At 58.6% G+C, this 24,841-nt stretch carries 20 protein-coding genes; 8 read left to right on the top strand and 12 right to left on the bottom strand.

Annotation, left to right across the window (positions count from 1 at the left end; translation table 11 throughout):
• Positions 1–308 precede the first annotated feature (308 nt).
• From AC3WOY_RS14520 to AC3WOY_RS14510, 3 genes are all read right to left on the bottom strand, one after another.
• Complete coding sequence (locus tag AC3WOY_RS14520; protein WP_492424944.1) at positions 309–2,165, bottom strand: asparagine synthetase B family protein; 1,857 nt, start codon at positions 2,163–2,165, stop codon at positions 309–311.
• Positions 2,166–2,228: 63 nt separating this feature from the next.
• The gene (locus AC3WOY_RS14515; protein WP_492424942.1) at positions 2,229–3,464 is read right to left on the bottom strand and encodes a pyridoxal-dependent decarboxylase, exosortase A system-associated; all 1,236 of its coding nucleotides are present in this window, start codon (positions 3,462–3,464) and stop codon (positions 2,229–2,231) included.
• Positions 3,461–5,044, bottom strand: a complete 1,584-nt coding sequence (locus tag AC3WOY_RS14510) for an acyl-CoA ligase (AMP-forming), exosortase A system-associated (protein ID WP_492424940.1) — start codon at positions 5,042–5,044, stop codon at positions 3,461–3,463. The genes AC3WOY_RS14515 and AC3WOY_RS14510 overlap by 4 nt, the downstream gene beginning before the upstream one ends.
• 354 nt (positions 5,045–5,398) lie before the next feature.
• Between AC3WOY_RS14510 and AC3WOY_RS14505 the strand changes: the two genes are divergently transcribed.
• Genes AC3WOY_RS14505 through AC3WOY_RS14470 form a run of 8 tightly spaced genes read left to right on the top strand, consistent with a single transcriptional unit; the run spans position 5,399 to position 12,721 of the window.
• Entirely contained in the window at positions 5,399–6,535 is a 1,137-nt protein-coding gene (locus AC3WOY_RS14505) for a GNAT family N-acetyltransferase (RefSeq protein WP_492424938.1), read from the top strand.
• Positions 6,532–7,743, top strand: coding sequence for a DegT/DnrJ/EryC1/StrS family aminotransferase (locus AC3WOY_RS14500; protein ID WP_492424935.1), 1,212 nt, complete (start codon positions 6,532–6,534; stop codon positions 7,741–7,743). The genes AC3WOY_RS14505 and AC3WOY_RS14500 overlap by 4 nt, the downstream gene beginning before the upstream one ends.
• A complete protein-coding gene (locus tag AC3WOY_RS14495; RefSeq protein WP_492424933.1) occupies positions 7,740–8,768 on the top strand; it encodes a GNAT family N-acetyltransferase in 1,029 nt (342 codons plus the stop codon). Before AC3WOY_RS14500 ends, AC3WOY_RS14495 begins: the two co-directional genes overlap by 4 nt.
• 56 nt (positions 8,769–8,824) lie before the next feature.
• Complete coding sequence (locus tag AC3WOY_RS14490) at positions 8,825–9,076, top strand: acyl carrier protein (protein WP_492424931.1); 252 nt, start codon at positions 8,825–8,827, stop codon at positions 9,074–9,076.
• A gap of 24 nt (positions 9,077–9,100) precedes the next feature.
• Positions 9,101–9,928: a hydrolase 2, exosortase A system-associated gene (locus AC3WOY_RS14485; protein ID WP_492424929.1), complete on the top strand. Its 828-nt coding sequence runs from the start codon at positions 9,101–9,103 to the stop codon at positions 9,926–9,928.
• Positions 9,925–10,800 (top strand): hydrolase 1, exosortase A system-associated, encoded by an 876-nt coding sequence (locus AC3WOY_RS14480; RefSeq protein WP_492424927.1) that lies wholly within the window; start codon positions 9,925–9,927, stop codon positions 10,798–10,800. Before AC3WOY_RS14485 ends, AC3WOY_RS14480 begins: the two co-directional genes overlap by 4 nt.
• Complete coding sequence (locus AC3WOY_RS14475) at positions 10,794–12,083, top strand: glycosyltransferase (RefSeq protein ID WP_492424925.1); 1,290 nt, start codon at positions 10,794–10,796, stop codon at positions 12,081–12,083. The genes AC3WOY_RS14480 and AC3WOY_RS14475 overlap by 7 nt, the downstream gene beginning before the upstream one ends.
• Positions 12,084–12,094: 11 nt before the next feature.
• Positions 12,095–12,721, top strand: a complete 627-nt coding sequence (locus tag AC3WOY_RS14470) for a tetratricopeptide repeat protein (RefSeq protein WP_492429315.1) — start codon at positions 12,095–12,097, stop codon at positions 12,719–12,721.
• Positions 12,722–12,748: 27 nt separating this feature from the next.
• On the opposite strand, the gene AC3WOY_RS14465 is transcribed toward AC3WOY_RS14470, so the two are convergent.
• The 9 genes from AC3WOY_RS14465 to AC3WOY_RS14425 all read right to left on the bottom strand — a co-directional run bounded on the left by AC3WOY_RS14465 (position 12,749) and on the right by AC3WOY_RS14425 (position 24,838).
• On the bottom strand, positions 12,749–14,203 hold the full coding sequence (locus AC3WOY_RS14465) for a right-handed parallel beta-helix repeat-containing protein (RefSeq protein WP_492424923.1): 1,455 nt from the start codon (positions 14,201–14,203) through the stop codon (positions 12,749–12,751).
• A 42-nt stretch (positions 14,204–14,245) separates the two neighbouring features.
• Positions 14,246–15,277 carry an SDR family oxidoreductase gene (locus AC3WOY_RS14460; RefSeq protein ID WP_492424921.1) on the bottom strand — a complete coding sequence of 344 codons (1,032 nt, stop codon included), beginning with the start codon at positions 15,275–15,277 and terminating at the stop codon, positions 14,246–14,248.
• Positions 15,278–15,305: 28 nt separating this feature from the next.
• Positions 15,306–16,586: a nucleotide sugar dehydrogenase gene (locus AC3WOY_RS14455; protein WP_492424918.1), complete on the bottom strand. Its 1,281-nt coding sequence runs from the start codon at positions 16,584–16,586 to the stop codon at positions 15,306–15,308.
• 362 nt (positions 16,587–16,948) lie between these two features.
• Complete coding sequence (locus AC3WOY_RS14450; RefSeq protein WP_492424916.1) at positions 16,949–17,692, bottom strand: PEP-CTERM sorting domain-containing protein; 744 nt, start codon at positions 17,690–17,692, stop codon at positions 16,949–16,951.
• 191 nt (positions 17,693–17,883) lie between these two features.
• Positions 17,884–19,479, bottom strand: coding sequence for an FAD-binding oxidoreductase (locus tag AC3WOY_RS14445; protein WP_492424914.1), 1,596 nt, complete (start codon positions 19,477–19,479; stop codon positions 17,884–17,886).
• A gap of 67 nt (positions 19,480–19,546) precedes the next feature.
• Positions 19,547–20,236 carry an N-acyl amino acid synthase FeeM domain-containing protein gene (locus AC3WOY_RS14440; RefSeq protein WP_492424912.1) on the bottom strand — a complete coding sequence of 230 codons (690 nt, stop codon included), beginning with the start codon at positions 20,234–20,236 and terminating at the stop codon, positions 19,547–19,549.
• Between the two features lie 165 nt (positions 20,237–20,401).
• Entirely contained in the window at positions 20,402–23,176 is a 2,775-nt protein-coding gene (gene prsT, locus AC3WOY_RS14435; protein ID WP_492424910.1) for an XrtA/PEP-CTERM system TPR-repeat protein PrsT, read from the bottom strand.
• 298 nt (positions 23,177–23,474) lie between these two features.
• The gene (locus tag AC3WOY_RS14430) at positions 23,475–23,876 is read right to left on the bottom strand and encodes a hypothetical protein (RefSeq protein WP_492424908.1); all 402 of its coding nucleotides are present in this window, start codon (positions 23,874–23,876) and stop codon (positions 23,475–23,477) included.
• A gap of 272 nt (positions 23,877–24,148) precedes the next feature.
• Positions 24,149–24,838 (bottom strand): lytic transglycosylase domain-containing protein, encoded by a 690-nt coding sequence (locus AC3WOY_RS14425; protein WP_492429313.1) that lies wholly within the window; start codon positions 24,836–24,838, stop codon positions 24,149–24,151.
• Positions 24,839–24,841 lie beyond the last annotated feature (3 nt).

Here is a 24,841-nt window from a genome sequence, read left to right as displayed (position 1 = left end):
CCAGATGGATTGGGAGAGGCCAAGCAGCCTCCCGACATACCGCACAAGTGCGGTCGCATTACATGGTGAGCGCACCAACATCTTGCCGACTGGCATTTTTGTTGCCGATATCATTGAATCTTGGTATCCCGGTTGTATACCGAAGTTACAAATTCTCAAGAAAGGAAACAATTCGCCCACTTACCGTCGATGTGACAATTGCGTTCAGGAATTAGTTCCACAAAGCATCTTTTGCGTTGCATCATGCCAGGATTGCAATGCTGTGCAAAAACAAAAACGCCCCGAAACGGGGCGTTGAGTAAGTCAGTTCAGATGCGAGTCAAGTCCTCTCGGCGCTTGAACCACTGCTCCATCATCATCAGCACCCACACCATGGTCCCGTGATATCCGGCATGCTCGCTCAACCGCTGCTCGAGCAGGCTGTCGATGAAGTCAGCGCGAACGATCTTGCGCGCCCTCAGCCCCGTGAGGCTGTCATTGGCGAGTTCGTGCAGCGCCTTGTGCTTCTGGAGCCAGACGCCGAAGGGCAGGCCGAAGCCATGCTTCTGCTTGGTGATGATCTCGTCCGGCAAGATGCCGCGCAGCGCCTCCTTGAAGAAGTAGCGCAGCTTGGTTCCCTTGAGCTTGAGTTGCGGCGCGAGGCGTGCCGAGAAAGCCACCATCTCGTCGTTCAGGAACGGGAAAGCCACCTCCATTCCGGCCAGCTCGCAGGCCTTCACCACCTTGGGCAGGTCGTTGTCCGCCAGCGTGATTTTCAGGTCCAGCGCCAGCATGCGGTTGATCAGGGTTCGCGCCTGGGATTCGCCATAGGTCTGGCCCAGAAGATGCAAGGGCTGGTCGGGTCGCGCCGAAGCCAGGAAATCCTCGGAAAACACCGTGGACGCGCCATAGCGTTCGAGAAGGTTGTAGGTTTCGAGGCGCGCCGGCATCGGGACGGAGGCCTGCTTGATATAGCTCCGAGCCTTGCGGACAGGCATGATCAGGTCACCGGCCGGCATGCCGAAAATCGCCGGCTCCATCACACCCTTGCGAATCAGGCGCGGCACACGTTCGTACAGTGCGAACACGTGCTGCTTCGCATAACGCTCGTTGCCGCCGAACAGTTCATCGCCGCCGTCGCCGCCCAGCATCCGCGTCAAACCATCGGCGCGCGCCATCCGCGCGCAGTAGAACGCGGGAACGGCCGAGGCATTCCCGAAAGGCTGGTCGAAGACGCCGGCAATCTCGGGAATCGCGCGGACGACGTCGTCCGGCGTCACATAGTATTCGTGGTGATCCGTGCCGAAATGCCGGGAGGCGATGCGGGCATACTCCATTTCATCGTAGCCCTCGGCCTCGAAGCCGATCGAGTAGGTCTTGGCCGGCTCGCCGCCGACCTGGGTGAGGAACCCGGCAATGGTCGAGCTGTCGGTGCCACCGCTGAGGAAGGCGCCGATCTTCTGGCCATCCGAGACTTCCCGCACGCTCTTGCGCAGCAATTCGAGGAAGGTTTCCTTGTGATCTTCCACGCCGCCGGTATCGTTTTCCTGGAACTGCATCTGCCAGTAGCGGCGCTTTGTGGCCTCGCCCTTGCGGAAGGTGAGGCATTCGCCGGGCAGCAGGCGCTGTTGCCCCTTGTAGATCGTTCCCGGCCCGGGGACCATGTGGAAATAGACGTAGTTGTACAGGGCCTGCGGATCGATTTCCGGCTTGGCTGCGGGATGGCGGATGAGCGCATCCGCCGACGAGGCAAACACGAGGCAGTTGCCGGCCACCTGATAGGTCAGCGAATGCGTGCCCATGCGGTCGATCGCCAGCACCGCAGTCCCTGCGCCCTCATCAAGGATGCACAGTGCGAACGCGCCGGACAACTGCGCGCACACATCGTCGGGCATGTCGCGGTAGAGGCCTGCCACGGTCGCAGCCAGCCCCTCTGCCTGCGCACGCTCCGCCAGGCGTTTGGCGCGGAACCCGGCAGCGCCCCACACCGCCACCGAGAGGCCATCCTGCCGGTAGACATGCGCGCAGGCCTCGCCCGCCGCCACGGCGACGGCGCTCTTCTGCCCGGTCAACGCGTGCACTGCACTCGCATCGAAGCGCGCGAGCGGCGCCGCCATGTCATTGATCAGCTTCTGCTTGTCGACATCGGCCGCGCCGAGGTCCATCCAGCCACATACACCACTCACTGCCACTCCCTTCGCAGACCGGCCGCAGGCAGCCTTGCTGCAACAGTTATATTCGTTCGATGATCAGACCAGCACTTCGAGTGCGGCCGGATGGCTCAGGAATGCGGACGGGCTTGCCGTCAAACCGTACGCGCCCGATTGAAAGACGACGACCAGATCGCCGACGTCCGCCCTGGCCATTTCCATCTGGTCTGCCAGCAGGTCCAGCGGCGTGCACAGCGGGCCGACCACGGACACCACTTCCCGCTCCTGCCCGCGCACACGGTTGCCGATGACGACCGGGTAATTCTTGCGGATCACCTGGCCGAAGTTGCCCGATGCGGACAGATGGTGATGCAGGCCGCCATCCGTCACGAGAAAGACCTGTCCGCGCGACACCTTGCGGTCCACGACACGCGCCACATAGATGCCGGCCTCGGCCACGAAATAACGCCCCAGTTCGATGACGACGGTTGCCTCCGGAAGCTGCTGCTGCACATCCGGCAGCAAACGCTTCAGGTTTTCGCCGATAGCGGCAACGTCCAGCCTTTCCTCACCCGGAAAATACGGCACGCCGAAGCCGCCGCCGATATTGAGCAGGCGGACGGGACGCGGCGCATGCGCGGCCAATCGAATCGCCAGTGCGAAGGTCTTTTCGTGCGCGTCCTGGATGGAGGCCGCCTTGAGGTTCTGCGACCCGGAAAAGATGTGAAAGCCGTGGAAATCCAGTTGCAGCTCGCCGAGCCGGCGCAGCATGTCCGGAACACGTTCGGCATCGACGCCGAACTGCTTCGGCCCGCCGCCCATCTTCATGCCGGACGATTTCAGCTCGAAATCCGGATTGACGCGTACGGCGACCCGGGGCTGGATGCCGAGGCGGCGGCCGATCTGCGCCAGCCGCTCCATTTCCGCTTCGGATTCCAGGTTGACGATGATGCCGGCGGCGACCGCGCTCGAGAGTTCAGCTTCGCTCTTGCCCGGTCCGGCGAAACTGATCAGGTCCGGTTTCATCCCTGCATCCAGCGCCACGCGGAGTTCGTTTCCCGATGCGACGTCGATACCATCCACCAGCGTCGACATGTGCTGCACGACAGCGGGCATGGGATTGGCCTTCATTGCATAGTGCAGATGCACCTGCTCCGGCAGATGCCTGCGCAGCAGGGCCACGCGTTCCGTCATGGCGGCGCGGTCATAGGCGTAGAACGGCGTCTGGCCGACGCGCTGCGCAAGCCGGGTCAGCGGAACTCCTCCGATCTGGAGGCAGTCGTCCTGGACGGGAAACTGGGTCAGGGCCGCGTGCTGCGGTCGGGCGTTGCTCATTCTTTTGCTTCCACGAAGATGTTCGCGTACTGCGTCGCGAGCAGCTTACGGTCGATCTTTCCGTTCGGATTGCGGGGCAGGCTGCCTTCCCAGACGATGATCCGGTTCGGAAGCATGTAGTTGGGCAGGTGCGGCTTGCAGGCGGCCAGCAGTTTCTCGGCATCGAGGGGAGCGCCGTCGCGCGGACTGACGACGACAACGATGGCCTGGCCGAGCACGGGGTGGGCGATGCCGAGGGCCGCCGCCTCACCGACATGTTCGCGGCCATAGAGGACTTCCTCGACCTCGGTCGGACTGACGCGGTAACCCGAGGTCTTGATCATCTCGTCGTTGCGGCTGATGAAGTACAGGAAGCCCTCCTCGTCCGCCCGCACCGTATCGCCGGACCAGACCGCCATCTCGACGAGCGGCAAGCCGTGGTGGGCGGGTCGGATCGGCTTGAAGCGTTCCGCGGTTTTCTGTGGATCGTTCCAGTAGCCCAGCGACACCAGCGCACCGCGGTGTACGAGTTCGCCCGGTTCGTTGGGCGCACACTCGGAACCGTCCGGACGCAGCACCATGATTTCGGCATTCGGGATGGATTTGCCCATGGAATCGGGGCGGCGGTCCACTTCGGACGGCGGCAGGTAGGTCGACCGGAAGGCCTCGGTCAGGCCGTACATGAGATAGGGCTTGGCCTTGGGCAGCGCGGCACGCAGCCGGTCGAGGGTCGCCCGCGGCATCGCGCCGCCGGAATTGGTGAAATAGCGAATGGTGGCATCGGCGGGCCATTGCAGGTCGGCCAGTTGCAACCACAACGGTGGCACCGCAGCCAGCCCGGTAATCCGCTCAGATTCGACAGCCTTGACGATATCCCGTGCCAGTAGATGATTCATCAGCACGACCGTGGCGCCGGTGTGGAATGCTGTCGTGAGCTGGCTGAGTCCGTAATCGAAACTGAGCGGCAGGACGGCAAGGATGCGGTCTGCAGGCGTATTTTCAAGGTAGCTGGAGACGCTGATTGCCCCCGCAACCATGTTGCGGTGCGAGAGCACCACGCCTTTGGGCTTGCCCGTGCTGCCGGAGGTGTACAGGATGGCCGCCATGTCGGTATCGATGACGCGATGGCCCCTGTCTCGCCGCGTCGCCGCAACAAACTCGCTCCACGGCAGGCCCCTCACGTTTTCCAGTGAGGCAGGTACGTCGCCATCAACGACAACGACGGCATGCAAGTCCGGACACTTGTCCAGGACAGGAACGAGTTGCTTGAGCCTGTCCGCGGATGTAACAAGAATGCGAACATTGCAGTCGGCAAGGATATAACCTACCTGCTCCGGCTTGAGGAGCGGATTGATCGGCACGAAGACAGCGCCGGCGGACGCCGCACCGAACAACGCCGTCACCGTCTCGAATCTCTTCTCGAGGAATACGGCAACTCGTTCACCGCGCCCAATGCCAAGGGACAGGAGGCCGCTCGCCACCGCCTGCACCTCCAAGGCCAGGGCCGCGTAGGTCCGTGTCTGCCCTCGATAGACAAGAGCCTCGGCTTCCGGAGTTGAAACAGCACTGCGAAAAATCGACTCGTGAATAAGGTAGGTCATGTGAGAAGCCTGTTATTCAATTGAAATCCTGCATCAGGACCGGCCAGCCGTCTGGCGAACCGCAGTGATAGCGAACAGCGCACGTTCCCGAAGGGCCGTATGTTCTTGTTTTTGCCTAGGAAGAGCGTATGCAGACGCTAAAAATTATGCCAGAGAATGTTAGCGATTCCCTAAGTATATTAATGGATTTTCAACTATAATTTAGAAAGTTTCTATCAGTAGCAAATCCAGCTCTTCCTGCCCCCAGGGATGCGCAATCGACGCATGCTGTAGCGACAGTTCGGCGCAGAACAGCGCCGCGCAGGAAATCCCGATCATGCGTCTTCGTGTTTCTGTCGAGTGAGCTACGAGTAAATGTACAAGATCAGCATTTATAAGAGCTTCGAGGATCTGCCGAAACCCTACGAGGAAATATTCAGCAAATCCAGTCACTCGGCTGGTGTTTTCCTCAGCCTCCCGTGGTTCAGGAACCTGGTATCGCAGGGCTTGAACGACAAAAGCGTACTCCGGATTTACGCCGTGGAATCCGGCCTCGAGGATGGAAAGCCCTGCCTCGTTCTCCCGATGCGTCACGATCCTGCCGCCAGCCCTGTTCTTCGGCGACGTGAACTGGGACCGATCGCCAACTACTATTCCTCCCTGTTCGGACCGGCTGTCTGCGACACCGCTCCCGAGCTGCAAGGCAGCCTGGACCTGATCGCCCGGGCCATCGCTGCAGACCAGCCGCGCTGGGACACGATCGATCTGCATCCGATGGATGCAGATGGACCGCTATTCAAGGGCATCATCAAGGCATTCCGCAACGCCGGATTGCTCGTACAAAGTTACTTCTGCTTCGGAAACTGGTACCTGGAGGTGGGCGGCCGCACCTACGGCGAATACTTCGAGACGCTCCCGTCCCCGCTAAAGAATCTCCTGAAGCGAAAATCAAGGCGGCTTGAAAAGTCCGGCCGGCTGCGGCTTGAAATCGTGACGGACGAGACCGACCTTGAGCCGGCCATTGCCACGTTCGAAAAGATCTACAACCAAAGCTGGAAGAAACCGGAACCGCATCCAGACTTCATTCCGGGGCTCATCCGCAGTTGCGCAAGGAGTGGGTGGCTGCGCTTAGGCATTGCCTATGTGGATGGCACTCCCGCCGCGGCACAGCTCTGGATTGTTGCCAATGGCGTGGCGTCGATCTACAAGCTTGCCTACGACCGGCAATTCACAAATTACTCCGTAGGCTCCATCCTCACGGCGAAGCTGATGCAGCACGTCATCGACATCGACCGCGTCAGGGAAGTGGATTACCTCAGCGGAGACGATCCCTACAAGCAGCATTGGATGTCTCATCGCCGCGAGCGATGGGGTATCGTCGCATTCAACCTGAAGACGTTCAACGGGAAGATGGCTGCGGCCCGCCACCTGGGCGGACGCGCACTCAGGAACATCACTGCGGCGTTCCAGCTGAAGCCTTCCCCCACCCTCAATCGGATCGTGGAAAAATGAAGCTCGAACTGCCCCATTATCCACGGCCGAAGATTCCCCTCCATCCCGTCCTGTCTCTCGGGTCGTTAGGACAATCGCCGGGCAAAGCGCCCCCCTCCGTCCTGGATGCGGGAAATCACGTGTTCGTGACAAGCGCACGGTTCGCAATTGCCCTTGCGCTCGCACAAATGAAGATCGGCCGGCATGACAAGGTGCTCGTCCCTGCATTCCATTGCACCTCCATGATCTCTCCGATCCTCCATGTCGGCGCCACTCCTGCCTTTTACAGGATCCGCCCCGACACGTCGGTCGATCTCGACAGTGCCGGCGCGCTGCTGGATCCATCTGTAAAAGCCATTCTTGTGCCGAATTATTTCGGATTCCCGCAGGATCTGCAGCGAATTCGCGCGTTCTGCGACAAGCATGGGATTTTCATGCTGGAGGACTGCGCACACGCATTCTTCGGCGAATGCGACGGAAAGCCCCTGGGCTCGTTCGGCGACTATGCCGTCGCGAGCACGTGGAAGTTCTTTCCGGTCCTGGATGGCGGCTGCCTTGTATCGTCGCGGCGCTCTCTTGGCAGCACCAAGCTGCAAGCACTGAGCCTGTACCAGGAAATAAAGCTGGCCGTAAATACACTCGAAAAGGCATGTGAATACGGCAGGTTGCCGTTGCTGAAACTGCTCATGTCATTGCCGGTTCGTGCTCGCGCGCTACTGACGCGCAAACGGCGGGAGCCACGCAATCAGGAGCAGAGCGCTCCGGCAGCACAAGGGAGCGTGGCAGTGGATGAGCCGCGCTTCGATAGTCATCTTGCCAACAAGCTGCCCTCACGAATCTCCCGCATCCTCGTACGATTTGCAGGAAAACGGCGCGCTGCAATGAAGCGCCGGGAAAACTATCTTTACCTGCAGACTAGGCTGCGCGGACTGACCGGCACGCGCTTCCTGTATCCGGAACTGGGCGACGGAACCTATCCGTATGTGCTTCCGGTCGTTGTCGACGCGCCGGAAAGCGTCTTCCCGATCCTGAAAAACAGAGGTGTCCCCATCCTCCGTTTCGGCGAATTCCTTTGGCCTGGCGTAGATGAAACCGTGTGTCCGGTAAGCGCAGATCTATCGCGCCGGGTTTTCCAGTTTCCTTGCCATCAGGAACTGACGACATCGGAGCTTGACTGGATGATCGAAGAAATCAGAAGTGCATTCTTGCAAATGGATGGAATCGAATGAGCTGGCATATCTATCCCATCACCAGGTTCGCTGATTATCGCGAACGCTGGCAGGCGCTGCATACAGGCCGCGCGACCCCACCCCTGCACGACTTGGCCTTTATCACGCCGTTGCTCAGGATTTTCGGCAGCGGCAATGAGTCACTGGCATGCTACGTCGTGGATGACAAGGTCCAGGCCATGGCGATCCTGCACTCCAAGGGCATGGGCCGGTGGGAAACCTTCCAGCCTTCCCAGTCGCCTCTCGGTCTCTGGATACAAGGACAGGGCACGATCGAAGCCCCGCTCATTTCGGAATTGCGCCGCACCCTCCCCGGATTTCCGCTGGCGCTCGCCATCACGCAGCAAGACCCGGATCTGGTCTCCCGCCCTACCGACGAAGGCGGGATCAAGACGCTCGACTACATCCAGACAGCGCGTGTCCTTGTCCAGGGAAGCTTTGACGACTACTGGCAAGCGCGAAGCAAGAAACTGCGCCAGAACCTGAAACGGCAAAGGAGCAATCTGTCCAAGGCAGGGGTGACGACACGCCTGGAAAAAATCACGGCGCCCGAAGACGTCGCCGCTGCAATTGCCGACTTTGGCCGGCTGGAGAGCCTGGGCTGGAAGGGCAAGAGCGGGACGGCGGTCCACGCCGACAACCAGCAAGGCGCGTTCTACCGCGAAGTGCTTGAGGGCTTCTGCCAAAAGGGCGCGGGACACATATATCGATACTGGTACAATGACAACATTGCGGCCATGAACCTGTGCATCGAGGGAAACGGCACCCTGGTTTCGCTGAAGATTGCATATGACGAGAGCATCGCAAACCATACCTCGCCTGCCCTGCTGATGCGGCAGGAAGTGTTCGAGCGAATCTTCAACGAGGGCAAGCTCAAGAAAATCGAATTCTACGGCAAGGGACAGACCATCTGGACCGACCATGTCCGGACGCTCTACCATGTGAACAGCTATCGCTGGCCATCTGCATGGAACTGGTACCGCAGCCTGATCAAGCCCGCAGCCCTGCAGACCTATCCCGAATAATGCACTTACAAGGAAGCGTAGCGCTGGAAAAGGTTCGAAGAAACTAGGGAGTAACAATGCAACACATCGACGATGTAAGAATGGTTCTGGCCGATGTCCTCGCCTTGGGAGACCGCGCCGGAGACCTGAACGAGAACTCCGCGCTGCTAGGCAGCATTCCGGAACTCGATTCCATGGCCGTCATCAACGTCCTCACTGCGCTCGAAGAGCATTTCGGCATCACGGTGGAGGACGATGAAATCAGCGCCGCAACATTCGAGACGCTGGGAAGCCTCGTTCAGTTCGTCGAGCGCAAGCTCGCCGAGTAATCGACGCAAAATACACGCGCAAAAATGGCAGAGCCGTTTTTCCTTAAAGCCGGGGCAGGCGAGCGTTTTTGTCTTTACCACGCCCCAAAGCATGGGAGCACGACGCGCGGCGCGTTCGTATACATCCACCCGTTTGCCGAAGAAATGAACAAATCCCGCCGCATGGCTGCCATGCAGGCGCGCGCCTTTGCCGACGCCGGCTTCGCGGTATTGCAGGTTGACCTGTTCGGATGCGGCGACAGCAGTGGCGATTTCGCCGACGCACGGTGGGAGATATGGAGGGACGATGTGCTGTGTGCGGCGGAATGGCTCGAACGCCGGAGCGGCACAACTGTCGGACTGTGGGGATTACGGCTTGGCGCCCTGCTCGCCCTGGATGTCGCTGCCGGCTCCGATCGTCCGTTTGATGCACTGCTGCTGTGGCAGCCTGTGGTCAACGGCGAAGCCTTCATGACGCAATTCCTCCGCATGCGGCTGGCAGGCGAAATGCTCGGCAACGGTACGGAAAAGTCCGGAGGAACGCAGGAACTGCGTGCAAAAATGGCTGCGGGCGAAAGTCTGGAGATTGGCGGTTATGAACTCGCTCCAGCACTGGCTTCAAGCATCGACAACCTGAATGCATCGAAGCTGGCCGTCACGACCGCCCCCGTCCACTGGTTCGAACTGGTTGCAGACAGTGACCGTCCCATGCCGCCCGCCGCCGCGCGGGTTGCAACCTCATGGGAAGAACGCGGTGTCCAGTTGCATCGCCATGTCGTCCCCGGCACGTCTTTCTGGGCCTCCCAGGAAATCACCGAATGCCCTGCGCTTCTCCAGGCGACGACCAGCGTCTTCGATGAGGTGCCCGCTTGAACATCGAACAGCGCGCCCTCAGCTTTACATGCGAAGGCAGAAGCCTCTACGGCATCCTCACCATGCCGGAAAAACCTGCAACGCGGGGTGTGCTCGTCATCGTCGGCGGCCCGCAATATCGGGCGGGAAGCCATCGTCAATTCACGCTCCTCGCCAACGACCTGGCCAGCCATGGCACACCCGTAATGCGCTTCGACTATCGCGGAATGGGTGACAGTGAGGGGGACGCGAAGACGTTCGAAGAGGTACAGGACGATATCCGCCATGCGCTGGACCGCTTCTTTTCCGACGTCCCCGCAATGAAAGAAGTTGTGCTCTGGGGATTGTGCGACGCCGCGTCTGCTTCCCTGTTCTATGCGCACGGCGACCCTCGCGTGCGTGGCCTCGTACTCCTGAATCCCTGGGTGAGAACGACGGAAGGCATGGCCAAGGCATACTTGCGTCATTACTATCTTGCTCGCCTGCTCGACCGGGATTTATGGAAAAAGGTGCTTGCGGGGCAGTTCGATGTTGGCGCTGCGATTCGCTCCCTGCTTGGCATGGTCGGAAAGGCGATGGCCGGAAAACCGGCACCTGCGCCGGCCGGAAACCATGCCACTGAACAGCCCAAGCCGGCCTTGGCGCCGCTTCCCGATCGCATGTATGACGGCCTTGCCCGCTTCAAGGGAAAAGTTCTGCTTATCATCAGCGGCAATGACCTGACCGCAAAGGAATTCCTGGATCTCGTGAGTGGTTCGCGCAAGTGGAAGAAGGCGCTCGGATCTTCGCAGGTCCAGCGCCATGACTTGGCGGAAGCAAATCACACATTTTCGCGGCGCGACTGGCGGGACCAGGTCGCCACTTGGACGAGAGACTGGATCAGAACATGGTAAAGCGCGTTCTCATGATTGCATACCACTACCCGCCCCTGCGCGGAAGCAGTGGCATCCAGCGCACGCTGAAATTTTCGCGTTACCTCCCCGAACATGACTGGCATCCGGTGGTGTTATCGGCCCACCCTCGCGCCTATGCCAGTACAAGCGACGATCAGGTGAGAGAAATTCCCGCCGACGTTCCAGTCCACCGCGCATTTGCGCTCGACGCATCACGGCATCTTGCGCTGAAAGGCCGGTATCTCGGAATCCTGGCCTTGCCTGACCGTTGGATTTCCTGGTTGCTTGGAGCCGTGCCGGCCGGGCTGCATCTGATTCGGAAGTACCAGCCTGAAGTCATTTGGTCGACCTACCCGATCGCAACCGCGCATCTCATTGGGCTGGCCCTGCATCGCCTCACGGGCATCCCCTGGGTGGCAGATATGCGGGACCCTATGACCGATACGAGTTACCCCACCAATCCGCTCACCCGGAAGGTGTATCGCTGGATCGAGAAACAGACGGTGACGCATTGCACGAAGGTAGTCTGCACCACGCCGGGGACGCTCAAGATGTATCAGGATCGTTTCCCCGACATTCCAGGCTCGCGTTTCTGCGTCATCGAGAATGGGTACGATGAAGAGAATTTCCAGTCGGCGGAGGCGATCACGCCTGCGCCCTCCGGCGCAGAACGTCCGTTTGTACTGATCCACAGTGGTGTGATCTATCCCCATGAGCGCAATCCTGGCCCTTTTTTCGAAGCCTTGTCGGAACTCCTCCGCAGCGGGGAGATTTCGCCCGCCTCGTTTCGTGTAGTCCTTCGCGCAACCGGGCACGACGAATATCTCGGCAAGCTAATTGCCCAGCACAGGATCGAATCCATCGTTACCCTTGCTCCGCCAGTCCCCTACCGTGAGGCCTTATCGGAAATGCTGGGGGCAGACGGGCTGCTCATCTTGCAAGCGGCGAGCTGCAATCACCAGATACCTGCGAAGCTGTATGAGTACATGCGTGCGCGGCGGCCGGTCATGGCGTTGACGGATCCCGACGGGGACACTGCCGGCAAACTGAAAAGTGCCGGTGTACACACAATCGCCCGGCTCGATTCCAAAAATGACATCATGCGCGGCATATCACGCTTCCTCCAACTGGCCACGAGCGAACAGGCACAAATCCCGTCGGAGGAAGCGGCACGAAACAATTCCCGACGTGCGCGGAGCAACGAACTCGCAGCTGTGCTGAATGGAGTCGCGCAAACCGAAGCATACCTGTCATCACAAACCAGACCTCTCCCAAAGGATTAGTCGTGAAACTCATGCTGAAGGCATCCTTTTGCGGAATTCTTTTCGCCGTCTCCGGCTCTTGTGCCGCCAGTTATTGCGGAGAGCTGTCAAATGCCTATGGGCCGTTTGATTATAGGGATAGGGCGACCCTCGCAGCGAATCTGAAGATTGTGGAAGATGCCCATTTCACACCGGAAGTAGAAAAGCTGATTGCCGGCCACCGGGGCACGCTCGGTGGAGATCTTGATTACACGCTCCGAGCATTCCCAAACCATCCCAGGGCCCTGACGAGCATGGCCCGTCTTGCATTGCGCAGCAAGTCAAACAAATTATCGGGTATGAAGTACTCGTTCGAGTGCTATTTCAACCGTGCCGTGCGGTTCAGGCCTGATGATCCGGCAGTCCATGCAATTTATGGCGGCTATTTGTCGAAGGTCGGTCGCATCGACGAAGCCATTGAACAACTGAATGAAGCTGTCAGGTTGCAACCGGACAATGCCACCAGTCTTTACAATCTTGCGCTCGCGTACTTTGACAAGAAAGATTATGAGCAGGCCAGGTTATACGCGAAGAAGGCATACGATTTGGAGTTCCCGTTGCCTGGCCTGAAAAACAAGCTCATCCAGTTGGGCAAGTGGGATGACGCGTCAGCCAAATAGACGATAAGGCACCGCCATGAAGGATCGTTATCGGAACAGGCAAGACGAAAAGCGCTCGAATGCCCCGTAAGTCGCCTCGATTGGCCGCGTCTCTCCGCATAAATCAAGCGGAGCACGACTGGTCGCCTTGCGGCGTGGCGGCTCCCCCTGCCAGTCAAAGTATTGGCCATTCCTCGATGTATACAGGTCTCGGATGGGATGCATGCCGAAATAGGTACTCGTAAGGGAAGTCTCGGCATTATCGAGCTTGCGCACAATGCCTTCGTCCCGGCTCCGGATATTTCCATCCACGAGGTTCCCCTCGATATCGGCGCTGCTTTCCGGAAAACGGACAACGATGCCGCCGGTATCGACCAGGGTATTGTGGAATATCCTGCTGCCCGCACTACGGTTCACATAGATGCCATCGTCGGAACAGGATGCAATGAGGTTCGATTCGATCACCCCGCGCTCCTGCTCCAGGATGCACCTGTGGTCCCGGCAATAGTTGCGCCCGGTACCGCCGCCCCCCAGTGATAATCCCACACGGTAACCCGGTGCGCCCTTCAGCAGGTTTTCACAAATGACGATGTTCTGCTCGAAACGGTTGTCGGCCCCTGCCCCCTTTGCGAAGGCACCGAAACTGATCCTGTTGGCCTGCCCCTTGATGAAATCGGTAATCAGATTCCGGCGTATCATCCACCGGCTTGCGGCGACGAGATCGATCGGCGTAACGGGATTGCCGGTTTGCCGGACACTCGAGTTCGTCAAGGTATTACCCTCGATGATGCCGTCGTCCGGCATCTTGTCGTCAACACCATTGATCTTGAAATGCGAGTTGAAATCGATGATGGTATTGTTGCGGGCGATGAAGTGATGGGCGTCTCCGACGACATGAAACGCATGCTCGCAGCTTCCATGCGATTTGCACACGCCGCGAATCACGAGATTCTCGAAGGTCCAGTATGGCGCGGCGACGAGAAAACCTTCGGAATTGTCCAGCTCCAGGTTGACCGTTCCCGGCTGTGCAGCCCGCACAATAATGCGCGCATTCTGCGTTCCCGGCCTGTTTACGATCACCGGTTGGCCGCGAAAACGGTAACTCCCCGGCGAAAATGTAATGACATCCCCGGCGCGCGCCTGGGCAATGGCAGCCATCGCCGCTTCCGTGGAGTCGACCCGGACGACATTATCGCCAGGAGCTTCAATGAATGGACGGTGATTCGGACCTGGCTGGGCGCCGATGCGCAAGGACGGACGAATGTCTTCCAGTTGGCGGCCGCGGTCCAGCGATGTCAGGGAGCTGGCAACCCATTCGCCTGTCTTTACGATGAAGGGATTATGCTGCGACACCCTTCGTTCGATATAAGGCGCCAGGGCGCGAGGTGGAACGCCGATCGATTCAATCAGATAAGCCCCAATTGCGCCACCCGTCAATAACGCCAGCCCCAGGACGGTAATCCATTTTTTCTTCCTGGAGAGGCGATTGCGCTTTCGAGGCATCGTAGTGTGACTTTATCGCGTGTATCGACTGATCCGGTTCTGTCAGGGCGCCAACCGGCGTACGTACCAATCCATCGCCTGGCGAAGCCCGATATCGATCGGATGCGTCGGCGCAAAGCCGAGCAGTTTCTTCGCCTTCGAAATATCGGCCTGCGAATGCCGGACATCTCCCTTGCGGAAGTCCCGGTAAACCGGCTTGTGATCGCGCAGATACGCGAATTTGTCAGACAGTACGTTACGCAATGTCTGGTAAAGCTCATTCAACGTGGTCCGGTCGCCGAGGGCGACGTTGTAGACCTGATTGACGGCTGCACTGTCCTTTGTCAGCGCGGCCAGGATATTGGCCTGCACGACGTTTTCCACGTAACAGAAATCCCTGCTGGTTTCGCCATCACCGTTGATCGCGAGCTCACCATTCTTGATGAGCGCGGCGATCCAGTGCGGGATGACAGCTGCGTACGCTCCATCCGGGTCCTGTCTGGGGCCGAACACGTTGAAGTAGCGCAACCCGATCGACTCCATGCCGTAGGTTCTTCCGAACACATCCGCATAGAGCTCATTCACATACTTGGTGACGGCATACGGCGAAAGAGGCTTGCCGATCTCGTCCTCGACTTTCGGCAGCTTGGGATGGTCGCCATACGTCGAGCTGGATGCCGCATAGACAAAGCGCTTTACGCCGGCGTCGCGTGCAGCAACAAGCATGTTCACAAAGCCGCTGATATTGCTGCCGTTCGTGAGGATAGGATCTTCGATCGAGCGGGATACCGAGCCGAGCGCCGCCTCGTGCAGGACAAAGTCAGCGCCCTCGCATGCCTTGGCGCATTCATCGAAGGACTGGATATCGGCCTTGATAAAGTGAAAATTCTTCCACCGGTCCGATCCGACAATCTGCTCGACCTGATCCAGGTTGTGGAGGTAACCCGTCGAGAGATTATCCAGCCCGGTCACCTTCTGCCCCAGCATCAGGAGCGATTCAACGAGGTTGGAACCGATAAAACCGGCGGCTCCCGTGACCAGCCATGAATACTGGCGTTGACGCAGATGTTCTTGTGCTTCCTGATATTTGGTCATGTCGCCGCCGCTGCTCGTATCGTATGCCTTAGAGACGCCACACGGTAATACCTGCGTCGCTCAATGCGGATGCATTGAACTTGGACTTCACATCAATGAAGCAGCCCTTGCGAACCACTTTCGCCATGTAATCGGAAAGTGGTCGTGCAAGGAGTTCCTTGTGCGAGACGGTGGCAATGATGGCATCCGCGCGCGGCAGGTTTTCCCAGCTTTCAAGTTCGATGCCGTACTCGTGGCGTGCTTCTGCCGGATCAGCGACCGGGTCGTGCACATGCACCGTGACACCGTAGGACTGCAGCTCGTTGATGACGTCGGCCACCTTGGAGTTGCGCAGGTCAGGACAGTTTTCCTTGAAGGTCAGTCCGAGGACATTGACACGCGCGCCACTGACATTGACGCCGGCGCGAATCATCTCCTTGACCGTTTTCTCGGCAACGAACTTGGCCATGTTGTCGTTGATGCGGCGGCCGGCAAGGATGACTTCGGGATGGTAGCCGATCATTTCTGCCTTGTGCGTCAGGTAGTAGGGATCGACGCCGATGCAGTGTCCGCCGACCAGGCCCGGCCTGAAAGGCAGGAAGTTCCATTTCGTTCCCGCGGCTTCGAGGACTTCGACTGTGTCGATACCGATTTTGTCGAAGATGATCGCCAACTCGTTCATCAATGCGATGTTCAGGTCGCGCTGGGTATTTTCGATGACTTTGGCCGCCTCGGCGACCTTGATGCTGGAAGCGCGATGCACACCTGCACGCACCACCGTTTCATACAGTTTCGCCACACGCTCGAGCGTTTCTGCATCGTCACCGGATACGACCTTCAGGATTGACGTGAGCGTGTGCTCCTTGTCGCCGGGGTTGATGCGCTCCGGCGAATAGCCGACGTGGAAATCGGTTTTCCAAGTCATTCCGGAATGCTTCTCGAGGAGGGGGACGCAGACCTCTTCCGTTGCGCCGGGATAGACGGTCGATTCGAACACGACGACGGCTCCGCGCTTCATGTGCTTGCCGACGACTTCGCTTGCACCGGCAAGTGCACCGAAATCAGGCTGGTGCGCGAGGTCTACCGGTGTAGGCACTGCCACGATAACGTAGTCCGCTTCAGCCAGATCGGCAGGGTCGCTCGTCACCTTCAGGTGCTGCGCAGCGCGCAGTTCGTCCGAAGACAATTCACCGGTCGGGTCAATGAATTCTTTGTAGCTCTTTACTTTTCTAACGGACAGATCAAAACCGATAGTCGCTTGTTTTTTCCCAAATTCGACTGCAAGCGGAAGTCCGACATAACCGAGCCCAACAACGGCAACGACGCTCATAGGGATCTCACCTTCGTATGTGAAAGTTGTCTGAATATAACAGATAGATTTACAAAAAGCATTAGGGTGTTTCGTATGCCAATAGCCTTGCCAACGCCGCCGGATTACGAATTAGAGAACGGTGGCACGCTCACCTCTCGCGCAAGGGACGGGCAGGTACAAACCGCTTCAGGGAACCGTAATCGCACGATCAAAGGAGTGGTGGACATCTGGATCTCGTGACCTGGTCACGCTATTGGAACGATTGCCGCACTGCGGCCGGATTAGGCAAACGTGCCGCTGGAACAAAAATGCCGTTCAGCTTTCACTGAACGGCAGATTGAATCTCTTCGCATCGGAATGCGAAGAGTTGAGGCAGGTGATTAGCTGGACTTGCGATAGCGCGCGGACGCAATTGCCAGCAGCCCCAGACTCAGCAGCAACAGGGATCCCGGCTCCGGAATGCTGTTACCCTGGAAGTTACCCGTGCCGGTCGAGAACAGCGGCGAACCCGTCGGGAACGAGGTGAAGCTGTTGGTGAAGGAGAGGTCCGAACCGTCTTCCTTGGTGTTCGTATCCAGGTTGCCCATGGCCAGACCACCAACCACATCCCACAGACCTTTGCCAAGCAGGAAGGACGGGAAGAAGTTGAAGCCGGTCAGCGTCACACCATTCACTGCGTGACCTACCATGTCGAGCCACAATGCGCCATCGGTTGCATTCGCCAGGTTCAGCGCCAGCGGATCAGCCGGGTTGGCGTTCGGGGTATGGTCGACGAAGACTTTCACAAAACCACCGGTGTAGAAAATCTGCGTGCCGCCGCCTGCCGGACCGGGCACAGCTCCGGCACCCACTGGCATATAACCGCCATACTGCACTGTCAGTTCGCAGCCTGGGCAGAAAGCACCGACACCCGTGCCATTAATCGTGGTAACCACGCCAAAACCTGACAGCTCGCCGCTAACCGGATTGATGAACTGGGAAAGCGTTGCCGTCGTGCCACTGAAGTCCAGCGGCGCATCCGGATCCCAGACGACGCCACCCACATTGATCGTGCCAGCCTGAGCCGATGTAGCAGCAGCTGCCGCTATTGCGACTGTCGCCAGCAATTTCTTGAATAGTTTCATTGAAAATCTCCTTGAGAATCGGTTTCCTGACCTTAATCCTTCCTTGCTGCAATGACTAAAGCACGTGTCGTGCCAAGGATTGTCAAAAAACATAACCGATTGTTTCTTAATGATTTTCTTTCGTTTCAAACATGTCTTTAGTCGATTGCTTCTTGTCAATGTAAAAAATATCGACAGTTGAAATTTTGAAATTATTGGTAGCGCCCCGGTGATAGCAGGTTTTCAGGGTCAACCGCTTGCCGCAGGCGCGCATGAAACTTGAGGGAGTCGCTCTGGAGACCTGCGAGGGTCGGCATGGTGCTGACTCCGACACGATATGGAAAAAATCCCGACATCCTTCCCTCCTGCAACAGGTTGTCATAGCACGCCGTGGCGCGGGCTACGGCCTGCTCGTCCTCGCGCCGGAAAATGATTGGCACCGTACTGTCGAAGAGCTTGTCGCTGATGGAGGTGAAGGTGATCAATGGCTCGATGCCATGCGCTACCGTAACGCGCCTGACCATGTCGGCGTAAGCGCGCACTGCACCTGGACGCATGGGCACGAGCGGCGCGTACCAGATGAGTCCGCAGCCGTCGCGGGATGGATCGAGGGCCGCCCCTTGCGGCGGGTTCGGATTGCGCCAGTACGCCAGGGGGAGCGCAGTTTCGTTTGGGCGTCCATTAACCAGTTCCAGCGCCTTGGCGAGTGTGTTCGATGTGCTTCCAAGGCGCTGCCCTAATGCGCCAGGAAGCCATCCCGCCAGCCTGGACAGTGTCATCGCGCCGCCCGGACTGATGAAAACCAGCCTGCTGGCAATTCCTGCCAGGGCGGCCTTCATTTCCTTTTGGGCGGCTGCAACAACGCGGCGGGTTCCGTAGATTGTACCGAAGCCGGTCCATGGCAACACCTGGTACTGGCGCCCAAGTTCCTGGATGACTGCATCCGGAATGAGGCCGTCCGCGCCGATCCTGTCCGTCGGATAGGGAGCAGACATGGCGAGAACGCGATGGCGGTTCATCAGGTTGATGCCGCCAATCGTGCCCGGTAGCCGGCTGATAGCCGTTCGAATTGCCTCGACCGCAGGCTCGAGCAGGCCGTCTTCCTTCAGGCTGAAGAAACACACTTTGACGCATTCGGGGCGGCGCGCGAGGGCAATCGTCATACGTGTGACGATACCGAAGCCGCTTTGGGTAAACAGACCTGCGGAGTAGGTACCGAGGCCCCATTTGAACAGGCGGGCCAGGTCCTCGCCACCGGCCTCCCTAAGGGCAGTGCGGTAGAGGGTGCCGTCGGCAAGAACCGCCTCGATGTCCGTAACGGCGGAAAAATGGTCCGTGTACGGCGTAATCCCGTAGCCGCGTTCAAGCGCATTTCCGAGAAGACTGCATTGCGGTCCGCCGCCGGTGACGGGCACAAGGAAATGGTGGTTTCCCTTGTCGAGGAATTCCGCCAGCATCGCTTGAGTAACCCCGGGTTCGACGGTGACGACGCCCAATTCGGCATCGAAATGCACGATCTTCCGCATGCCGGACAAGTCGAGGATGACGCAGTCGTCCCGCACGGGAAGGGATGTACCGTAACCCCAGTTGCGTCCCGTGCTGATCGGATAGACGGCCACCTTGTTCCGGGAAGCAATGCGCATCACCTCCGGAATAACGCCCGCGTCCTGGATGCGAAGCGCAGCCGGGATCCTTCTCTTGATTCCGCTCGCATCCTTGTCGTATGCAACCTGCGCATCGTTGCCTTGCAACACGTTCGAAGCGCCGAGAATTGCGTTCCATTCGTCGAGTGCGGCCGTCAGGTTCATGATGTGCGAGCTCCTATGAGAGATAGGGTGAAATCCCGCGCGGCGCCGGTGCGGAAATCGACGCAGCTCAGTTCAGGTTGATCAGTCTCTGTGTAATGCCTGCCTCCTCGCGGGGCGAGAAAAAATAGGGATACAGGGAACGTGAGGCGCCGGCCTGATCGCTGGTGCCGCCATGTTGCAGGATCCGTGCTTCGACGTAGTCGAGGTCGAGCCAGAGCAGGAAAGCAGGCGCATTGACGCGCGGGTTGGTCTTCAGTTCGCCAAGGCGAGCGAATCCGAGAACGCGCTCGTAGTAAGCGCGATGACGCGGATTCACTTCGATAAAGACGTCGGTGCAATCGTGCAGGCGGCGCGCATAGATGAAACAGATGTGGAACAGGGATGCGAGCGCGAATTTGGAGTCGACCTTGGCATCGATGGCGAGCTTGGTCAGTTCGCATAGTTTGCGTCCCGGGCCACGATAGCGGTCGAGCTGGTCCTGGAAGATCTCGTCGGCCAGCAGGCCGATCGGCGAATCGATGGCGAGCGTCACGGTACCGATCAGCTCTTCCTTCATGTATGCGGTCAGGGTAATCCGGTTGGGACTGGGCTGTACCACATGCGCACCGGCATAGCCGCGCCAGGAGTACATCTTGTCGATCAGCATGCTGGCGGAATTTCTCCCTGCGTCGGTATCGGCAAGCCGGATCTTGAAGTCCTTGACGCTTAACACGACCGCATCGGACGGCTCTGGCGGCGCCAGAGTGGATTCGATCATGTCCCGTTTAGTTTCCATTGCAAAAATCGGAAAAAGGTTGCGCGCAAACGCGCTTCCGACTCCCTGATCAGCACTGAGCATTTAATAGGTCCCCGTTTTGGTCTGGAGTGAATGCTCCCCGCCTCGGATGTCGCGGTGGGGAGACGTTTCTTTTTGTTGTCGCCCCTAGTTGAGCTGTTTGAGGAGCGAACGCGCCTCGTCTGCCTGCTCGAAGGATTTTCCGCTCGCCAGCAGTTGTTCAAGCTCCTTGCGTGCCTTGGCCTTGTCACCGAGTTTGAACAGCCCCTGGGCCAGGTGGAACCGGATGCCGGGTGCTTCCGGTGCCAGTGTGACGGCCTTCTGCAGCAGTTGGATACCGCGCGTCAGGTTGCCCTGCTCGACGAGAATCCCGCCGAGGGTATCGAGGACTGCGGCGTTTTCGGGGGCGACGTTAAAAGCTTTTTCCGCATATTCGACGGCGCGCGCATTCTTTTGCTGCTGGTAGACCAGGGCAATGTTGTTCAGTGCGACGAGATTGCTGGAATCCGATTTGAGGACCGATTGGTATTGTTCGATCGAATCGGCGAGCTGCTGGTCCGCAGCGTAGGCGGAAGCAAGGTAAAGCCGCGTTGTGATGTCAGCCGGATGTTCCTTGACCCATTGGCCGACGCGCACGATACCTTCCTTGCCCTTGCCGGCCTGCTGCATGGCCTGGTGCATCTTGATCACGATGGAGCCTGACTTGCTGACTGCAAAGCCTTGTTCATAGGCCTTGAGCGCTGGCTCTGCCTTTCTCTGCACCATGAAGATATCACCTTCAAGCATGTAGCCGGTCGCGCTCTTGGGCGAGCTTTTCTGAATCTGTTTCGCAACCTTCAGCGCCTGCTCGTAGTTGGCTCGCCGGATTTCGATGTTGGCAAGCGCAAGCTGGGCTTCGAGGTAGTCCGGCTTGATGTTCAGCGCAGCCTTCAGTGCGTCAGCCGCTGCGTTCTGGTTCTGCATCGCCATCAGGACGGAGGCGATCCGGAACTGGATGATCGGCGAGTTCGGATTCAGCACGGCGAGCTTTTTGTAGCTCTGCAGGGATGCAGCCAGATCGCTGTTGGCGAACTGGGCCTGGGCGAGCAAATCGAGCGCTTCGACACTGCCCGGATTTGCCGTCTGCAGTTTCTGCGCAAGTGCAAACGCCTTCTGCTTCTCACCCATGCGAAGATAGTGCATGGCCAGCATCATGGCCTGCTTCAGGTCATCAGGGTTGTCATTGCTTGCGCGTTCGAACCAGGCGGTCGCTTCTTCCTTGCGTCCCTGGGACATCGCCAGTTCCGCCAGCTTGACCATCGCCTGCGCGTTTTTCTTGTCGACCTCGAGGAAGGCTTCCAGGCGTTTCTTGGCGGCGTCAGGCTTGTTTTCCTGGATATCGAGGCGGGCGAGGCTGACGACCGCAGGGAAGAAATCGGGTTGCAGGGAGAGCGCCTTCTGGAAACTGGCGCGGGCTGAGGCCGCATCCTTCTTGCCCAGATAGGCGACGCCTTTCAGGTTTTGCAGGAGGGGATTGGTCGCTTCGTCCTTTTCAAGCTTGGTGACCGTGGCGATCGCCTTGTCGTATTCCTTTTTGCGAATATGGGTCATGACCAGCAGCGCGGCCGCCTGCTTCGGTTGGGGATCCATGTTGGTGGCCATTTCCAGCTCGGCGATGCCGCGCGCGTCTTCTCCCTGCGCGAGGCGGCTCATGCCGAGCGCGGTGCGAATAACGGCCGTATCGGGCGCCAGCGCACTTGCCTTTTCAAGGTATTCGGTCGCCTTGGTAAAGTCCCTGGCGTGCATATAGGCCTCGCCGGCGAGTGTCAGCAACTGCGGGTCCTTTTCCGCGTCCTTGAGCATCGGCGTCAGCAATTTCAGGGCGCGGGCGGTCTCGCCATTCTTCAGCAGCGTGGCGACGAGAAGCTTCGATGCATACGGATTGCCGGGCGCGCGTTCGAGGTAGCGCTTGAGATGTTGTTCTGCCTGCTGTGTCGCCCCCAGCGCGTACTGGGTTGCTCCGGCCAGCAATACCGACGGCATGTGGTCGGGCGAAACACGCAGGACCTGCAGGATGGATTCCAGCGCAGCCGCATGCTTGCCCTGACTGAAATCGAGCAATGCCTGGGTGTAGATGATGTGGAGAGACTGTCCGTCCTGCTTGCGGGCAACGTCCAGTTCTGCCTTTGCGGCATCGAACTTGCCTGCGTTGATATGGATATGCGCACGCGAGAGGTAGGGCACGACATTGGCAGGCCGGAGTTCCGTCGCTTTGGCATAGGCCGAGAGCGCGTCCTCGGGCTTGCGGCGCAGACGCATCAGGTCGCCCTTGAACAACCACGCATCGACGCTTGCCGGATTCTTTGCAACCGCCTGCTCTGCCAGCGATGCGGCACCATCGATATTGCCTTCCGCCAGTGCCAGCTTGGCGAGCCCGATGTGCGCGTCTGCGTTATCCGGGTTTTCCTTCAGCGCGCTATTGAGCGCTTCCTTCGCTTCGCTCCGCTTCCCGAGGCCAAAGTATGCTTCGCCGCGCACGGCGAGGATTTGCGCATCCGGTTTTTCTCCCACAGCCTGCTTGACGTCGTCCAGCACCTTCTGGAACTGGCCCTGCATCAGCAGGATCTTGCCCAGAGTCGGCAACACGTCTGCAGGAGTGGCGCCGAGTTCGAGCGCCTTCCGCAACTCTTTCTCTGCGGAAAGAGGATCGCTCACCTGGAAATAAATCATGCCGAGCAGGCGCCGCGCCTCGCGGTCTTCCGGGCTTTTCTGGACCGCGTTCTTGAGCTGGATGATTGCCGCCTTGAATTCGCCCTTTTGCTGATAAGCCTTCGCTTCGGAAACGAGTGCCTGGGTATCCTGATTCTTGCCGCAAGCGGTGAGTATGCCGGCACAAGTCATGGCCAGTGCGAGTGTCGCGATGACCCTGGTTTCGATTTTCATGCTTGTTCTCAACTCTTGTTTGTAGGGAATACGCCAAAACAGCAACTCAACAACATGCCGCCCCGATCTCGTTCAGATAATCGGACGTGTATTCATGCAATGCGTCTGTATTGCAATTTTTCCTAGAGATTAACAAAACTTCACAAACTCATGTGTGAATTGTGGTGGCTGCGGAAACGAAAAAACGGGAAAGCGTTGAGGCTTGATTGAACCGGACATGAAGGAGGAGGGGAAGATGTTGCCTGTCTGAAAGAAACAGACATGGAGAGATGCAGAAAAGAAATAATTACGCGTGCAGTTAATGCAGGATGAAATACCAGGCGACATATAGCAGGCCTGCGGCCATGAAAAGATAGAGCGTCCTCTCGTTGGCGCTGGCCTGGAGTTGCTCATCTCTTTGTTCGGGAAAGTCCGGGTTCGACAGGAAGACCATGTCGTAACTCGTGCGCACCGTTTTTCGCCGGTCGCCCATGATGTCGCGCAGATCCTGAATGCTCATGCGCGTGATGTCATGCATCCTGATCAGGATGGATGGCGCTACCGGATAGCCTCGGTAGCGGATGTGGCTAATAACGAGCGGCGGAACCTCCAGGACTTGAGATAGCGCAACATCACTGTCCAGTTGCAACATATCCTTGAGAGCATCCATTAAACGGTTCGGGTCATATCGTTTCTGGCTGTCCGGCGTGCTGGTCGTCATCAAGATTTTCCCTTCACGTATGGAAGCGCAAGCGCGACTGCGTCTCCTGCCTTGCAAACGGCTAGGTCTATCTGCAAACACAATTTCTGCCAGCCTCGAACGCGGACAAGCAGAATCCGGCAGTGCGACCGCCGCGACAATATTGCTCTCTGTTACAATTTTCACAAAAAGCATAAAGGGTGCCAATTCGGGAAAATTGAACAAAATGAAGCACTTATCGATTTGAACTCGCGTCGGGTGTAAATTATTTCGACGGTGTTACAAGACTGGCGCTACTTGTGCGCCAAGGGGATACGCATCATCAACGGCGATGCATCGACGATGTGCGACTGGAAGGGATGGAGCGCTTTTCGGTAAAGCCGTGTGATCTTGCGTACATAGTCCCGTGTTTCGGCGAACGGCGGAATGCCTCCATGCGATTCGACCGCACGCTCGCCCGCGTTATATGCGGCCGCGACGAGCGTGACGTTGCCCTGGAAGTAGGCAAGCAGCCACCGCAAATAGGCGAGTCCACCCTTGACGTTGTCCTCGGGATCAAAGGCATTCCGCACCCGGAACCGCTGTGCCGTCTGCGGCATGAGTTGCATCAGGCCTTGCGCGTTCTTCGGCGACACCGCTTTCGGCTGGAAAGCCGATTCGACGGAAATCACGGCAAGCGCCAGGCGCGGATCAACGCCATAGTTCGGCGCCAGCCGATTGACCATCTCGAAAATCGGGCCGCGCGGATAGGGAAGCTCAGAAACGTCTTCTTCGTTCGTCGCGACGGGTTCGGGCTGCAGGCAGGCAGGAGGCGGCGCAACGGAAGGAGGTGCAGGCATGTACCGGAGCACCTGCGAAGCATGGTCATGTCCGCGCGTTGTCGCCTGCTCGAATAAATAGCGAGCCATGCCGTCATCTCTTTCGACGCCGCGCGCATTCGCATACATCCACCCCATTTCGTAGAACGCTTGCGCATGGCCCATTTT

Source organism: Noviherbaspirillum sp. FW303-A3 (assembly GCF_058788695.1).
The sequence above is the reverse complement of the archived record's forward strand: the minus strand, read 5'-3'. Positions and strand labels throughout refer to the sequence as shown.